13 protein-coding genes are annotated in these 17,055 nt (G+C 43.5%); all 13 read right to left on the bottom strand.

What is annotated here, in order from left to right:
- Window positions 1-18: 18 nt before the first annotated feature.
- Window positions 19-1,155, bottom strand: coding sequence for a bifunctional tRNA (adenosine(37)-C2)-methyltransferase TrmG/ribosomal RNA large subunit methyltransferase RlmN (locus FM019_RS13440; protein WP_143836452.1), 1,137 nt, complete (start codon window positions 1,153-1,155; stop codon window positions 19-21).
- Window positions 1,156-1,263: 108 nt separating this feature from the next.
- Window positions 1,264-1,695, bottom strand: a complete 432-nt coding sequence (gene ndk / locus FM019_RS13435; protein ID WP_143836451.1) for a nucleoside-diphosphate kinase — start codon at window positions 1,693-1,695, stop codon at window positions 1,264-1,266.
- Between the two features lie 169 nt (window positions 1,696-1,864).
- Window positions 1,865-4,384, bottom strand: a complete 2,520-nt coding sequence (locus tag FM019_RS13430) for an esterase-like activity of phytase family protein (protein ID WP_143836450.1) — start codon at window positions 4,382-4,384, stop codon at window positions 1,865-1,867.
- A gap of 156 nt (window positions 4,385-4,540) precedes the next feature.
- Window positions 4,541-5,182 (bottom strand): TetR/AcrR family transcriptional regulator, encoded by a 642-nt coding sequence (locus tag FM019_RS13425; protein WP_143836449.1) that lies wholly within the window; start codon window positions 5,180-5,182, stop codon window positions 4,541-4,543.
- A 15-nt stretch (window positions 5,183-5,197) separates the two neighbouring features.
- Window positions 5,198-6,631, bottom strand: a complete 1,434-nt coding sequence (locus tag FM019_RS13420; protein ID WP_143836448.1) for an amidohydrolase family protein — start codon at window positions 6,629-6,631, stop codon at window positions 5,198-5,200.
- 138 nt (window positions 6,632-6,769) lie between these two features.
- Window positions 6,770-8,002: an aspartyl protease family protein gene (locus tag FM019_RS13415; protein ID WP_185969286.1), complete on the bottom strand. Its 1,233-nt coding sequence runs from the start codon at window positions 8,000-8,002 to the stop codon at window positions 6,770-6,772.
- Between the two features lie 133 nt (window positions 8,003-8,135).
- Window positions 8,136-9,419, bottom strand: coding sequence for a sensor histidine kinase (locus FM019_RS13410; RefSeq protein WP_143836446.1), 1,284 nt, complete (start codon window positions 9,417-9,419; stop codon window positions 8,136-8,138).
- Entirely contained in the window at window positions 9,409-10,110 is a 702-nt protein-coding gene (locus FM019_RS13405; protein WP_143836445.1) for a response regulator transcription factor, read from the bottom strand. Before FM019_RS13405 ends, FM019_RS13410 begins: the two co-directional genes overlap by 11 nt.
- Window positions 10,111-10,177: 67 nt before the next feature.
- Window positions 10,178-11,305, bottom strand: coding sequence for a type 1 glutamine amidotransferase domain-containing protein (locus tag FM019_RS13400; RefSeq protein WP_143836444.1), 1,128 nt, complete (start codon window positions 11,303-11,305; stop codon window positions 10,178-10,180).
- Between the two features lie 142 nt (window positions 11,306-11,447).
- Window positions 11,448-11,804: an FtsX-like permease family protein gene (locus FM019_RS21135; RefSeq protein WP_409553375.1), complete on the bottom strand. Its 357-nt coding sequence runs from the start codon at window positions 11,802-11,804 to the stop codon at window positions 11,448-11,450.
- Between the two features lie 2,135 nt (window positions 11,805-13,939).
- Window positions 13,940-14,626, bottom strand: a complete 687-nt coding sequence (locus FM019_RS13390; RefSeq protein WP_143836442.1) for an ABC transporter ATP-binding protein — start codon at window positions 14,624-14,626, stop codon at window positions 13,940-13,942.
- A gap of 134 nt (window positions 14,627-14,760) precedes the next feature.
- On the bottom strand, window positions 14,761-15,099 hold the full coding sequence (fdx, locus tag FM019_RS13385; protein WP_143836441.1) for an ISC system 2Fe-2S type ferredoxin: 339 nt from the start codon (window positions 15,097-15,099) through the stop codon (window positions 14,761-14,763).
- A 19-nt stretch (window positions 15,100-15,118) separates the two neighbouring features.
- On the bottom strand, window positions 15,119-16,984 hold the full coding sequence (hscA, locus tag FM019_RS13380; RefSeq protein ID WP_143836440.1) for a Fe-S protein assembly chaperone HscA: 1,866 nt from the start codon (window positions 16,982-16,984) through the stop codon (window positions 15,119-15,121).
- Between the last annotated feature and the right edge of the window lie 71 nt (window positions 16,985-17,055).

The following is a 17,055-nucleotide window of genomic DNA, read 5'->3' as shown; positions in this document are numbered from 1 at the left end:
TGTTAGTCTTGATTCCAACTAGTTCGCCATTTTTACTGAAATTTGTTCGCCTTTTAGCTGTTTTTTGAGCATTCTTTTGGTTCTGTCTACGACATCGCCCACTAATTGTCCGCAAGCAGCGTCAATATCATCACCACGGGTTTTTCTAACGACAGTGGTGAAACCATACTCCATAAGCACTTTTGCAAATCGATCGATACGCGAATTACTCGAACAAGTATATGGTGAACCAGGGTAAGGATTAAACGGGATCAAGTTGATTTTACTTGGTGTATCTTTTAGTACCTTGGCTAATTGATGCGCTTGGTCTGTGCTGTCGTTGATACCGTTAAGCATCACATACTCAACGGTCACCCTGCCCTGATTGGCATTAGACTTACTCAGATAACGACGAACACCTGCAAGGAATTCTTCAATCGGATATTTTTTATTGACCGGCACAATTTCATCACGCAAATCATCGGTCGGTGCGTGCAACGAAATAGCTAAGGCTACATCAATCATATCGCCGAGCTTATCCAGTGCAGGAACAACACCTGAGGTACTGAGTGTTACGCGACGCTTAGACAAGCCAAAACCAAAATCATCCAGCATGATGTCCATTGCCGGGACAACATTCTTTAAATTAAGCAGTGGTTCACCCATGCCCATCATCACTACATTGGTGATGGGTCGTTTAGCGGTATCTTTAGATAGTCCAATCGTTGTGGCAACGCGCCAGACTTGTCCAATAATTTCGCCCACGGTCAAGTTTCGGTTAAAACCCTGCTGGGCCGTTGAGCAAAACGTACATTCCAACGCACAACCAACCTGTGATGATACACACAAGGTGGCCCTATCGGCTTCTGGGATCCACACGGTTTCGACTTCTTGACCACCTTCTAGTCGAAGGGCAAACTTAATGGTGCCGTCGCTAGCTTGTTGTTGAACAGCAATTTCAGGCGCGCGGATTTCGCACTTTTCTTGCAACTTTGCGCGCAAGGTTTTGTTCAAGTTGGTCATTTTTTCAAAGTCAGATTCACCCTGTTGATAAATCCATTTCATCAACTGATCAGCACGAAAAGGTTTTTCATCGATAGATTTGAAAAACTCACGCAATCCTTGGCGATTAAAATCCAATAAATTGGTTTTCACAGTTTGACCGACAGCTGACATAACTTGATAAGACCTCTATTTGCAATGCGCCGAATTGTACAGTTTTTAGGCGCCCTTTACTACGACAAAAGGGGAGCTGACGCTCCCCTTCCTTGGAACTTTTACTGCTTAGCGTGTGCGTGGGCAGATTTCTTCGTCTGAGAAGAAGTAAGCGATTTCACGTGCTGCAGATTCTGGAGCGTCTGAACCGTGAACAGCGTTCTCGTCAATTGAAGCTGCGTAGTCGGCACGAAGTGTACCAGCTAGTGCTTCTGCTGGGTTAGTTGCGCCCATGATTTCGCGATTGCGCAATACAGCATTTTCACCTTCAAGCACTTGAACCATAACAGGACCAGAAGTCATGAAAGATACCAAAGCACTAAAGAAAGGACGCTCGCTGTGCTCAGCATAAAAACCTTCAGCCTGTTCTTTGCTAAGGTGAACCATTTTTGACGCAACGATGCGTAGACCCGCAGACTCGAAACGATTATAGATCGCACCGATAACATTTTTTGCTACAGCGTCTGGTTTGATAATTGAAAAAGTACGTTCTAAGGCCATTTACAGGTCTCCGATTACATAAATTGAGTTAACTAAAAAATTTTCGCGCGGATTATATGCAAAATCGCGCGTAAAACCTAATTTATCTGTGTTTGTTTACAGATTAATTTGTTATAGAACCCATTAAGCCTGGCCCAATGCCAGGCTTAATTTAGTTAACCACTTGTATTTATTCAATATTTCCCAATTTCAAAAGTTGAATTTCACCGCTATTGTCGTCTACACCATCGTTGTCGTTAACAATATAGGTTTCACCGTCAATTGTACGGGCCAACCCTTCGACTTTTTCCGCTATCAAACCATTTGGCCCAGCAAGATCAGCCATCAAATCCCTAACTAACGTCTTTGTTAATAGATCACCATCACTGGCTGTGGACGTATCAATTTCGTAAATACGTTTGATTGCAGCATCGGGGCCACCTTGATTGTCTCGCTCAAGCACCCAGAATTTCCCTTCGCCAATTGAGGTGATATCGGATAAACCTACCCAACCACCATTTTGTGATTCAACAGCATCCAACGGATAAAACAAGAATGACCATGAGGCATTTGCAACATCGTAAATACCGATCCGTACATTGTCGTCACCTGCCCAAACTCGTTGGAACGCTACATAAGCCTTACCGTCATATTCAGCGATCCCTTCAAATCCAAATCTAATTTGCTGCGCGTTCACTGCATCGGGCAAGGTGACAACAGATTCAATCACCCCTTGGGCATCTGTTTTAAAGATGAAGTTTAAACTGTTAATTGGGCGGTCAGCATCTCCCACGGTACCAGAGCCTTCAGAAGCAACCCAAAAACCACCATCACTGGCCTGTGCAATACCCTCAGGGTCAATGTTGATCGTTTTATCATCATTGATCATGGCGGCGAGGTCTGCTTCGTCAAATACACCAACACGTGTCGCATCATCTGCATCAACAGTCGCATCCGCCAGCGCGCTAGCAGCAAACCCTGCAAATACATCATTGCTATCAACGATAGTAATTTCTTCGATCAATGTTGCGGGTGATTGTTCAACATCAATTTTGAAAATACGATTGCTCAAGTAAAAACTGTCTTCGATGGAATAAATAATATTTTCATCGTTGTTGTCGGCTGCCAAACCAGACAATGCCGCATAGGGGATCGGTGTACCGTCATTTCTGTCGGCTGACAACAGCGTTGGATACTGAGCTTCGCTTTGGGTGTAACTATAGATATTCAACACAGAGCGGATTTTATCGCCTCGGTTGTCTTCTTCACTGGCAACTACCAGTAAATTACGTGACGGAATGGCTAGTGCACCCTCTGGCGCTGCTCCGGCAGGAAGTGCTTGTTTAAATGCGGGTTTGGTAAAATCAGCAACGTCATAGACGAACACTAAACTTGAACGTTCTGAATTGACAAACAAGTAGCGCTGGTTGCCATATACTCCATATTCAGCATTTTCAGGCTCATTTCCTTTGTTGCCCGAGCGTTCATCAGGATAGTGTCCCAATCTGGCAGTGTGGTGATCCATAAAATTACCTGACGAATAGACCACTTCACCTTGGGTGTTGAAGATGGTGAAACCTCTTGAACCGCCGTCCAAATCGCCTTCATCAGCCGTTGCAAAATACTTAGTGGATAACCAAGTCACTCCATCAGGCTCTCTTAATACACCGTCTAAAGATTCAGTTTGGGAGATTAATGCACCTTCTTCGCTACCATCGACCTGAGTTAAATCCACTGCACCTGCAGAAAAGTCATTGACGATTGAACCGTCTGACAAATCAACCAATACAATGTGGTTGTTTTCCTGCAATGTTACGACGGCAATATTGTCTACATTGATATCAACATATTCCGGCTCTGGATCCTCTGCATAAAGATCGGCCAACCCCGTCAATTGTAAGGGTGTCGCCGCCCAAGTGTCAGGCTCTCCAGTAAGCGAAATAATTTGAATTAACCCTGCTGGCACTTGCGGTGGAACGCCGTCACCTAAATCTTCATCACGCTCGTTTTCAATGACTGCAACGGCGTATGTACCGTCTGGACTTACCGCAACAGAATCTGGTTGACCACCTAAATCGATACTTGCTACGATTGCTTGTGTAGCAATATCAACGATTTCTAAACTTCCGGCAACGTTGACAAAATCGGTAGAAGAATTCACTCCTACTAACGCATAGTTCCCCTGTACAGCAACAGAAGTCGGTTCTCCGGGGAGGGCCAAAATCCCCATCGCCATAGGGTTGGCAGGATCATTGATGTTAACGAAACCTATTTGATCGTTAGGACTATCTGAGTAAATTAGCACTGTACCATCAGAGTTGGCGGCAACAATTTCCGCTGCGGTTTCAGTATCATCATTACAGTTCGTATCGATTTGAGAACACACTAGAAAAGAAGCAATTCGATTAAAGTTCCGGTCTTCATTGATTTGCGTAGGCGCACAAATAGCGTTCGATTGGGTTACCTCATCGTCCGCCAAAGTACCATCGGCGTTATTGTCAACACCAGAGGCGACGAGCGTTCCTCCTGCAAAACATTGAGCACTGCCAGAAAATAATGTTGTTTGTCTTACCAAACTTGTCAAGCCCGCAGCGCCATCTGCACCTGCAGGACCGGTTGCACCATCGTCCCCATCATCGAAACACCCTGATAAAGTGAGTGGCATCGCTATGGCTAACGTCAATAGGCTTAGGCGTTTATTTATTCTCATTTTTTTCCCTTAGTAGGTTTCTCTAGTCATACATTCGCGGAGAATAGTGAACACAAGGGATGACAGCGCGTTGACAGTTTTATGGCAATTAAGTTGCAGTTTTTAGACAAAAATATGACGAGCGGTGATTAATCAACTGAAACAAAAACTCAGTATTTAAGAAGGTGCCTGTAGGTAGAGGTAAAACATTTTAACAAGTTGTTCAGACGTGTCCTGTGCATCTAATTCTGAGGCAACCGCTGGTGTTAGATTTGGGTATACCACTTTCTCAAGTAGCGCACTGACCAACATAAAAATCACTAATTGCGTTGCCTCAATAGGATTGGATACATGCATGTCAGCTTTGTGGCGCTGCAGCACAGCAGCAAGGCGGCTATAAACCTCCTTACGATTAAGCAATGTGTTCTGGTCGAGCAAATCAGGCTGCAACCTTGCATTAAGATGCAAGGTCCTGAAAACACTTTTGTGTCGCTGTAAAAAGTTAAGGGTTTGATGAGACACCTCTGATAGTGCCGAGAGTAGATCCGAGTGGCGACAACTTTCGATCTCTTCCAACCAATTTGATAGATCTTCGCCAAAGGCTTTGTACAAAATAGGCAGCAAAGACTCTTTGTCTTTGAAGCGACGATAAAAGGTGCCCACAGACACCCCCGCTTCGTCGGCTATTTCTTTAATACTTATTTGCTCAAACACCTTACGTTGCAAACACCGGTGGAGCGCGCTCAAAAGTTTATTTTGGGTCGCGCGGCTCCGAGATTGCTTGGCCTGAATAATCGGTTCTTGCTGTTTTTCTGTCATCTAATTGCCATGCTATCAATGCAACCCTACGACAGATTTAGTTTTTTCAATTAACTTCTGACTATCATAACCAATACCCTGCTTAAAAACGGTTTGCATATTTCTTATGGATTCAATGTCAGTTGATAGATCACCGTCAACGAGCACAAGGTCAGCACGTTTTCCCTGTTCAATACTGCCTATCGTGTCATCACGGTCGAGATACTGAGCCGCATTTAATGATGCAATCTTGATCGTTTGTTCAATGCTAAAGCCCGCTTCATAGAGCAATTCAATGGCCCGTTGATTAGAAAAACCAGCAATCACACCACCATAACCAGTTGGGTCAGTGCCCACCATTAATCGGCCACCGGCTTCGACAAACTTCTTCTCTAGCGTACGCATTTTGTTATAAACCACTGGCCACGTAGCATTTTCTTGTTTGGAGATGGCTTCCCACCGAGATTCATATTGATCTCTTACTTGGGGAATTAGCGCTTGCAACGCCGTTTCCCTTGCTTTCGGACGCCCTTTTGTAAAGGTTTCAAACACAGTAAGCGTTGACGTCAAGGTCACGTCTTTTTCCACCAAATATGCGATAAGATCATTCACTTCTTGCGAGTCAATATCGAGATCATGGAGCGACTGGTGAGTGTCTTTCCCTGATGGACAAACATCCTTGTGTTTATCTTTGACAAAGTCGCTTGCCGCAAAAAACCCATGCTCGAGATTATCGATGCCCAGTTGGGCCGCTTCTCGATACGTTACTGAGCACAAATGCCCTGTCACTTTATGATTTTGCGCATGAGCTTGTTTTAATACTTCTTTCATCTCGTCTTGTCGGATATGCATATACGCCTTGTAAGATGTTACACCTTCGGCGTTCCAATATTGCATCATGCGCTTTGCATTCTGTGCATCTTGCAAGGCTTTGATTTTCAAAATTGGCAGACCCGGACCGTTGAGATAAGGGGCAGTTACATCTATGTCAGGCCCGATCGAATCGCCATTAGTGATCGCATCTCGTAGATTCAAATCGGCATAAGGTGCGGTTGTGCCGGCAGTACGAATAGTGGTAGCGCCCCCCGCGAGATACAGGCGCGGAAAGCTATATAACATTTCGGTGTAGTTACGCTTCCCTGTGGGGTAAAACATGTGCTCGTGCATCATGATTAAGCCTGGGATCAGCGATTTACCCTGACCATCAATGACCTTAGCCGAGCTAGGAATGTCTACTGAGCCTGCTTGGCCAACCTGCGTTATCACACCATCAACGACCACAACTGTTTGCTCCGATTTTGCAGGTTCTCCCGTACCATCAATGAGCAATACGTTTTTAAACGCCAATGCTGGTTGATCATACTGAACGAATTCGTTATCTGCCGCATGACTTCCAAAACCTAATGTCAAAAGGATAGTGAAAAGTGTGAGTAAAAAAGATTTTATGGCAGTTGATGGGTTAGATTGCATGCGCGAAGGCCTCTAATTAGAGCAAAAAGTGCACACAGTATAATCGCCGCAGACAAAATGTAAATCATCATTCACATTTTATCTGCAGCACATTTTTTCAGATGTAAACTTTTGTCACCAGACGAACCCAATCGAGGGTTATCTTGAATATCCTTCGATATGTTCTGATTGCAGCCGAACACATTGAGAAGAAGCCAAGCAAATTTCATAGCTTGCTGGTGTATTACTCATTGTCAGCCATTGATCCTTGCTAATATTTTTGGCTTCTACACCGTTGACTTGAGCGATGATATCTCCCGCTTTCAGCCCTGCATGCTTGGCAGGTAAATCGGGCATAACGTAGCGCACGATGTAATTTCCAGACAGTAATTTTCTCACCTCTAGCCCCATCAAGTTATAACGAGATTGAAACTCATGTCCTTCATACGGGGTGAGATAGAGTGTTTCAGTTTGGTAGTCCACGGTAGTCACAAATTGATTAAAAATACCGTTTCCTATCACCCACATCTCGTCTTCATCATCATGCTCAATGATATTCGTGCGCACCTTATTTAATTTGATGTCACCAAGGGTAATACTAGGTAGGGTGATTCTCTGATGTTCAGCTTTTCCACTTAAGCCAAAATCGGCTGCAGTCACTTGGGTGGGTAACTCAACATCGTTAGATTCTGGATAGGCGGAGCTAAGCTTAAAGTAGTGTCTGCTGCCATTATCAATAATGACGTCATGATCAATGACATGTCCATTCCCAAAATCAAACTTTGCCTCAACACTGATTTTACTCATGAAGGTATCAAAAGGTAGTGCTTGAGTACTTTTTTTAGGTGCGAATGGCACATTAGCAACGATAACTTGCTTAGCTTGGTAATCGAAAGTCCAAATAAAATGACGCATCAAATCATGGCCAACAACGCCGTCGTAAATCAGTTCATCAGGGCTAGCAAAATATGGGGTTTCACTCATCTGTATAAATGCCCCTTGAAACTGCTCGACTTTTAAATCACCGAATGAAAACGAACGCATGCTGATTTGATGTCCTAAAGATTTGTCCTCATCACCCCACCCGGCTAAACCCAGTTCGTAACCTTTTTGTAGCCCTAACGATTTGACTTTGGGCGTGTCATATAAAATGGTAAAGGATGCGCCAGTGTCGACTAAAAATTTGAACCCTTCTACCCCATTAATGCTGCCATAAATAAAGACTTTTTCGCCTATGTAATCGGTTTTGATCGGAAAATGATCACCGGTTGCGCTCCAGGTCGGCACAACATCATCGTTTGCACTTCTTAGTTTAAGAACATTGATTACATTGCACCCACCGATAACCAGTAAAAAGAAGAAGATGCCAAAAACTCTTAATAACCCTGCCACGTTGAATACTCCATTCGCATAAATTTGGTTAATTGCTTTAGCGAAAAGAATACAAAAATGCATGTGAAATGAATGTGAAATCGTTGAGGGGTAAAGGTATTTGAGGTTAACTAATTTAAATGGCTGTGGTTAATCAACCAAATAACACTTGCACAGTTGTACCTTGATGACTAGATACAGTTAAATGCCAGTTTTGGTGTTCACATAACCGTTTGACGATAGATAATCCAAAGCCATAACCTGTACTTTGGCTACCTTTAACTGCCGGTTCGGTAACATTTGCCGATACTTGGCCTTCAATCCCCGGCCCGGTATCTTCGATGGTAAGTGTGTTACCAGTAAAATTCACTGTAACTACCCCTGAGTTTGTATATTGAAAAGCATTGCTAAGCAGATTATCCAATAGCACTTTCACCATGCCTTTTTGTGAAAAAACCTCGGCATCACAATTGTCACTCACCTCGACATCTACGTCTTTGCCCTCTAATAAATACCCGTGATCCAGAATTGATTGCTCAATTATTGGCAGTAATTTAACAGATGATTTTCCTACCGATGTATGCTCTTCACGGGCTAAAGTCAACAAGGTTGTAACCGTTTGTTCCATCTGTATCGTAGCATCAGTAATTCGATTAATGATCTCACTTGATTCGGCATCGCCAATGTTTTTCTGACGATACACTTCAGCTGCATTTTTAATGACGGCAACAGGTGTGCGTAGCTCATGGCTCACGTCTCGAGTGAAACATTTTTCACGTTCCAGGGCCTGACTGAGTTGCTGCATGGTATTTTCAAGTCTTGTCGCTAAAATGCCAATCTCATTGTTGGGATATTGATCGGCAAACTTTTCAGGTATTTTTTCTGGTGCTACGCCGTCGACCAGGTCAGCCAGTTTTTTCAAAGGTAGTGCGGTTTTTCTGCCCAACATCCATGCGATAAAAAACGCGATAAGGGTCAATATCGAACCGCCAACAATGAGCAATGTTATTACGCCTTCTCTGATTGGCCTGACAAGTAACTTCTGGCTCACCTCAGCTAACAAATAGATAGAATTGTCTTTATCCACCGGGTAGAGATGGTAGTGACGGCCATTTGCGCCATAAAATTCGGTTCGTTGTGGCTCTTCGATTAATTTTTGGCGCACATCATCAGGTAAGGTTTCCAAAGAAAAATGCAACGTCATATTCTCACCTTGGACTTGTGGCCATTGAGAAGTCTGTTGATATTGTTGCAGTAAATAATTAGCCTCCTGACGGATATCCCGGACAATAAATTCATCTTCCAATATGTACATGAGAAGAAAACTGAGTAGCCCGTAAATCGCCGACAAAACCAGAGTAAAAATACAAAATTGCGCAACGATACGCCGGCTTAAACTATGGAATCTAGCAGGTTGTTTAATAGGCTTATTGCTCATCTTTAATATCCAAGGTAAACCCAACGCCATGAACCGTTTTCAAAATTGGATAGTCAAAAGGCTTGTCTAAAACATTACGCAGTTGATAAATGTGAGAACGCATTGCATCCGATTCTGTTGGTTCATCTCCCCACAATTTTTGCGACAGCTGGGATCGACTGACTACCTGCGGATAAGATTCAGCAAGAATAGTGAGAATTTTCAGACCCATGGTGTGCAAATCCAGAAGTTGTCCTTTGCGTTTCACTTGCCTCGTTTTTCTATCAATGCTCAATGGTCCTAGGGTCAATGTTGTGTTGGTTTGCAATAAATGACGGCGGGACAAGGCTAAACACCGCACTTCAAGTTCTTGCAATGAAAACGGTTTGGTCAGGTAATCGTCGGTGCCAACATTAAAACCATCCACCTTATCCTCTATACTATCGCGCGCAGTGAGCATGAGAATAGGTATATGTCGCGCAGACTTTTCTCTTAATTGTCGGCAAATTTCCAACCCGTCCATAGACGGCAGGTTTAAATCGAGAATAATCAAATCGTAATCCTGATTTAACGCCAGTTCCAACCCCAACCTACCGTTGTTAGCAAAATCAAACACATGGCCTTTTTCTTCCATGTAATCAGCAATGTTTTGACAGATGCTTAGTTGATCTTCAACCAAAAGTACGTTGAGTGATATGGTTAGATTAGTCATTGTTTGCTTCCTATCAATTGAGCACCTCGCATTGGAAAGAGACACTCAATGAAGTTTTGTTATCTCATCATAATGACATTGTTTTCAACATGTCCACTGCTGGAGCATAATCAGGTTTTCTCGCCAGTAGTTGTTCGAGTGTTGATCTAGCCTCATGTTCTTGTCCGAGCTTTTGCTGAGTTTTCGCAATCTGCATGTCTAACACTGGGTTTTTGAGTTCATCTTGAGCTACTAACATTAATGTCAGTGCATTTTCATATTCGACATTCGAATCAGCGAGCTTCAAATAATAGAAGCCATACATGCCAACAAGTGCAATATGGTATTGCTGTCGGTTGCTTGCCAGTTCATTTGCCGCCGTTTTGTCACCCGCCAACAATCTGGCAACAACAGCCAAAGTCTTATCGTCAGTATCTGGTTTTGTGGCAACAGGCGTAAGCCCTAATTTTTTCACTAGCTCGGTAGCAACATCGACCGTTGACGTTGGATTTTGCCCGGTAATAAGACGCTCATCCACCGCAACATGACTCAACATAATTTCGCTAGATTGAAATTTTCCTCCACGCTCAATAAGTTTATCTTCAAGCATGAAATCAAATTGATTCAACCACTTTTTGCCAAACAAGGTTTCTTCATCATTGGTGAAACCATTGACCATCTTATTCGCAACGAGATAACTACCATCATTTAACTTCACATCAACCAGAGCTGCAGGACCATGACAGACCGCTGCGACTGTTCCTTGTTGATGATAAATGTCTGCAATAATCGATTTCAACGCTTCATCTTTGGGCAAATCAAACATGGCGCCTTTGCCACCTACAATGAAAATGCCGTCATAGTCATTTGGATCCAGTGCGCTAGTGGCTAGTGTATCGCTTAATTTTGCCATTATTTCGCTATTGGCCAACACTTTAGCATTGTAGGGTTTGCTGGGATCATATTTATCTGCTTCCGCCATTCCGCCTGCCGGACTAGCAACATCTACCGCTATTCCATTGGCATTGAATACGAGGTAGGCTTTGGCGAACTCGTCAAATTCGTAACCTGGCTTTTCCTCACCTTGCTGTTGTCCATAACTACTTACGATCATTACAACTTTTTTAGTCTGTTCTGTTGCATTCACTAGCGCCGTAAGACATAGCAACAAGGCGACCGTGAGCAACTTGGATAGTTTTACTTTCAACATATTCATTGGGTTTCCTCCTAAATGTTGCACACAGATTAAAATCAAGACTGTGAAAAGAATGTGAAATGAATAAAGACTGTCAAAAATATATTTAACCCCAATTCTAAGCCCATCGACGTATGGGCTTATCATTAATTTTGTATTGGGTTCAGGTACCGGATAGCAATTGCCTGACCGAACTTTTTAAGCTATTTCGACTGGCATAAACACCTAATGTTGTAGTTAAACTTAATATGATCAAAAGCGTTAAAAACAGCCAAACAAAATCAGGTTTATACGTCAACGAAAATTGTGACTGATAGATCAATAGCCCCGCAATGTATGTCCCTAAAATTGCCCCTACAGCAGTTATGCTTGCGGTAACAAACCATTCTATCAGGTTGAGTTTTAAGCAGGTTGAACGAGAAAATCCAAAGCTCATGATCACACTGTTCTTTTTCTTTTCATTAGACTCCAGAGAATTGATGGAGGCTAAAATCACTACCGCAGCCAACAACACTATCATCAATGAGAAACCACTAATCACGTTAGTGATCATGGCCAATAATTTATCAAAGCGCTGAGTGAGTTCTTTCAATGACACCATCAGAAGCGTTGGGAATTTTTGCCATAAGGGTGCCAATACTGACCATTGCTCATCCATTAACTCCATACTTGCCATACTAAAATGCGGTGATTGAATATGATCAAGCGCACTGGGCGGCATCTGCACCCAAAAGGTAATTGAACCAGCACCTGGTTTATAGTTATGGCTTGCGACAATTTCAAAATCATAGCTTTGTTGATTGATGTAAAAAGTCAGCCAATCACCAAGCTCTAAGCCAAGGTCTGTCATCACTTCCTGTTCAATAGAAATTTGTTGCCAGTTTTGCTCATCAGACTGCCACCATTGTCCACTGGCCACAACGTTGTTTTGCGGTACTGTTTGACTCCAGTGCAACCGTATCGCTTGACTGAAAGTGGCCATACTGTCACTGGGTTTTTGACTAAATCGTGCAAGTGATTGTTCATTAACTGCTGTCAGCTTGGCATACATATAGGGTTTTATTTGACGCAAGGATATGTCCTGTTCACTGGCCCAATCCTCGATAAATTCCATTTGCACTTGTGTGGCTTTAGAAATAAACACATTACCGTCATGTTGACGCTGATAGGACGTCATTGTTTGACCGAGGTCTTTAAGCAGCATAAGTGTAAATAGTAGTAAAAATGCACACAGCCCAATACCCATTATTTGCGTGCTTTTACTTACCAGACGCTGTTTCATCATAAATAACGCAAAAGGAACAAGCCCTGACACTCGCTGAGTCAACATCTCACCTATTGTTAAGCTGCTCCAACTAAGGAAGATCATCAAAGCGATGGTAACTGCGATGACGGTCACCATCATTAAAGTTAACAACCCGTTATCTGAATAGATAAGTGTTACACCGAGCAATACGAGAATGCTGCTAATTTTGCTCACCCAATGACTCAACCCTCTATAATCGCCAACAAAGAGTCTAGCAACCGAGCTTTTGTGAACAGCCAACCAAACCGGCATGTGAAAAACAGCAAAGATGGCGACAACGGCAGCAATGGGCTTTACGACTGAATAAAAATTCCAGTGCCATTGCAAATCGCTAAACGTATTACTTAAAAAGTGCATAATCAGCCAGTGACAGCCTGCTGACACGAATACAACAACCGGCAGCAAAAAAACGATGCTAATACACCATTTTAATAAGGATACACGCAACCCTGCGGCCTTTGACGCCCCCAAACTCATGCACACAGCTGAAAAAAACTGGTCCTTTTTCATATGAACCTGGGTTAGCTGCTCGATTGCAATGGCAGCCATAAAAAATAAAATAATCGAAGCAAGTCCCATGAAATTTTCGGTTCTTTGCCAAAATAGCGCTAACGGATGTTGACCTTGTTTATGACGTATGACAGCCGCTGGCAAATGTTCCTTTTGCCAATCAATCAGCTGATTGGTTTGCTCGGAGTTTGCGGCAATTAAATATCGATAATGAATAAGTTCGGGGGCAAAGCCTAATGCCGCCATATCTTCGGTATGGATCATGGCTCGCATCGCTACCGTATGCCCTTCCATTAATCTGTCTGGTTCATGTTGCAATATTCTCGATACGGCAAAGCGTTGCTCTGCGATAGTCAAATAGTCACCAATGGTTAACGACAAGCTAGCAAGTAATCTGGCATCCAACCAAATATGGCCAGATTGAGGTCCCGAAGAATTTGACTGTCCAACGCCATCTAACGTTGACGACGTTATTAATTCGCCTTGCAGTGGGTATCGACTATCTACAGCTTTAATCTGAGCTTGTTGCCATTTTCCGTCATGAGTCAGCGTCGTTTTGACTTGTTGGGTCACCACAACCTTATCTGCAATGTCCAAAATTTCACTATGTTGTTCCGTGGTGAGTGATTGTTGCTGACTGAGCACCACATCAGCTCCCAGCAGGCCGTTTAAATTCATCTGTAGATAATTTTGAATACTATCGCTGGATTGGCTTAGGGTGATGATAAATAGCAGAAGTATGCCTTGTACCCAACGCAAAAGACGTTGGTGAGATTGCGAATATTCTTGCCTGTAAAAGTGCCAGGCCAGTGCTGTATTGGCGCGTATCGAGGTGCTCTTTAGCATGCTATCACCTCTAAATTGTTTGTACTGGCTAGTTTAAATTGCCCGTCAGACAAGGTAAAAATATGCTTCGCTTTGCTGGCTAACTTGTCGCTATGGGTAACAATAACCAAACCAGCATTGTTTTCCTCGCAACAAGAGAACAATATATCAGTGACTTCCCGTGCACTTTTCTGATCCAAATTTCCTGTAGGTTCATCTGCGAAGATAAACTTTGGGTTAAATACCAAAGCTCTAGCTATTGCGACTCGCTGCTGTTCTCCACCACTTAATTCCGAGGGCTTGTGATGCTGTCTTTGCTGTAAACCAACCTTCTCTAGCCAGATTTTTGCCTTCGGCAAGGCATCCTTGTCCCCTCTTAATTTTAACGGCAATGCAACGTTGTTCAGTGCCGTCAGCTCCGGCAATAAATGGAACTGCTGAAAGATAAAACCAATTTCAGAGCGCAATTCATCAAGTGTTTTCTGTTGATTATTGTTGCGGTATATACCTTGTCCTGTTGCAGCTTGTTCTAACCCAGACATCAACATGAGTAAACTTGATTTACCTGCACCAGAGGGCCCGGTTATCGCATAAGACTCGCCTTGAGAAATCGACACATTGAGGTTTTTAAACAAAGTAATTTTTGAATCGTTTAAAAAAAACGATTGGCTGACGTCATTCAGTATAATTTGACTAGGCATGGGCGTTACTCTTGTTAGTGTATATGCCCAAGGTAACGATTAAACTGTGAAATGGATGTGAAACAAAACGTTTAATGAAAAAAGGGCAAGTCCGTTTACACTGACTCGCCCCTTCTAATCAAAATTTGGTTGGCCTAGTGATTCTCTGACACCATGTTTACTGTGTATTTAGGAATTTCGACAACCAAGTCTTCGTCGTTGATTATGGCCTGGCAGCCTAATCTGGAATCAGGCTCTAAGCCCCAGGCTTTATCCAACATATCTTCTTCCAGATCATCTACCTCACCGAGCGAATCAAGGCCCTCGCGGATCAGTACGTGGCATGTTGTGCAGGCACAGACTTTTTCGCACGCATGCTCAATACCAATGCCATTTTTCAGTGCCACATCAAGGACTGAAGTGCCTTTTTCGCCTTCAAGTACTGCGCCGTCTGGACACAGTTCTTCATGGGGTAAAAAGATTATTTGTGGCATACGAAGCTCCTGTTAACTCTTATAGTTCGTCAACTGAGTGACCAGCCAACGCTTGATTAATTGATTTGTCCATACGTCTCGCGGCAAAGGCTTGACTTATGTTGTCGACTTTTTCGATCGCTTGTTTAATTGCTTCAATGTCATTGCTTTGGCCGATGGTGATCATGCTTTGCATTGCTTCGTTTATGGCGGCAAACTCGACGTCTGAAAGCAATGCTTTGCCGTCTTTATCCAATGCACTTTTGAGAGACTCTGCGACACGAGCAACTTCAACCTGTTGCTCTTTAAGCATGCGTGCTTGCATATCTTCTTTGGCATGTTCCATTGAAGATTTGAGCATGTCAGCCACTTGCGATTCCTCTAATCCGTATGAGGGTTTCACTTGAATTTCTGCTTTCACTCCAGTCGACTTTTCCATAGCAGTAACACTTAACAAACCGTCAGCGTCGACTTGGAAGGTTACCCGAATATGCGCCGCGCCAGCCGTCATAGGCGGAATGCCGGTCAAATTAAATTTGGCCAGCGATCGACAATCAGCAACAAGTTCACGTTCGCCTTGCAGCACATGAACCATCATGGCGGTTTGACCATCTTTGAAAGTCGTGAATTCCTGTGCTTTTGCTACAGGAATGGTGGTATTACGTGGAATGATTTTTTCGGTCAATCCACCCATCGTCTCGATACCCAGGGAGAGTGGCAAAACATCCAACAGCAGCATCTCATTGTCTGGCTTATTGCCAGCTAATATATCGGCTTGAATTGCCGCACCAATGGCGACGACTTTGTCTGGGTCAATTGAAGTTAAAGGTGTTTTACCGAAAAACTGTCCCACTTCATGCCTGACACTGGGCACCCGCGTTGAACCACCGACCATCACTACCTGCAAAATTTCGTCTAATTCCACCTGCGCATCTTTTACGGCGCGTTTGCATGATCGTAAGGTCTTTTTAATCAGTGGCTGTATTAACGCTTCAAATTTCATGCAACTGATGACGACCACATGGCTGTTGCCTTCATCATCGATAAACTGCACATCAACACCAGAATCGTTGGAAAGAGCCTCTTTGGCAGCTTTGGCATCGTCTAAGATTCTGCGCCTCAATTGAGGTGATAATTCTTCGGGCAATTTGGCTTGCTGACAAATGAAATCAAATAGCAGGTGGTCAAAATCATCGCCGCCTAGCGCCGTGTCACCACCTGTTGCCAGTACTTCGAAGACGCCTTTTGAGAGTCTGAGTAACGAAATATCAAATGTCCCCCCACCCAGATCATAAATGGCAATGACGCCTTCTTGTCCTGAATCAAGTCCATAGGCAATTGCCGCTGCCGTAGGTTCGTTTAACAAGCGCAAAACATGTAACCCTGCCAACTGAGCAGCATCTTTAGTACCCTGGCGTTGCGCATCATCAAAATAGGCAGGTACGGTAATGACCGCCCCGGTTAATTCATCACCAAGGGTCTGCTCAGATCGTTGTTTTAAGGCGTTCAGAATTTCCGCAGACACACTTACTGGGTTCACGGTGTTTCCGGCTACTTGAATAGTGACATTGTTCTCGTTGTTGCCAAACTCATAAGGCAAATTAGGGTAAGTCGCTTTAATATCGTTTAGATTGCGGCCTAACAAGCGTTTTACCGACGAAACAGTGTTAGCGGGATCCTTGCTGGCATTGAGTTTTGCCTGCTCACCTATGACTTTTTTCACCGCTGAATAATGTACCACCGAGGGTAATAAATGGTTGCCTTCACTATCAGCCAAGGTTTCAGTTTTACCACTTCGGACTGTGGCAACAAGAGAGTTTGTAGTACCCAGATCAATGCCTACCGCCAATTTTCTTTCGTGTGGGGCGGGTGCTTGACCAGGTTCAGCAATTTGCAAAAGGGCCATAAACGATATCTACTTATACTGTGTTAGACAAAAATGGTGTGTAAGGCTAGCAGTCCTATTCCAATACGTAT

This window comes from Aliiglaciecola sp. M165 (assembly GCF_007197995.1).
In the GTDB taxonomy this organism is placed as follows: Bacteria; Pseudomonadota; Gammaproteobacteria; order Enterobacterales; family Alteromonadaceae; genus Aliiglaciecola.
Note: the sequence above shows the minus strand (reverse complement) of the source record. Positions and strands in the feature narration are given on the sequence as shown.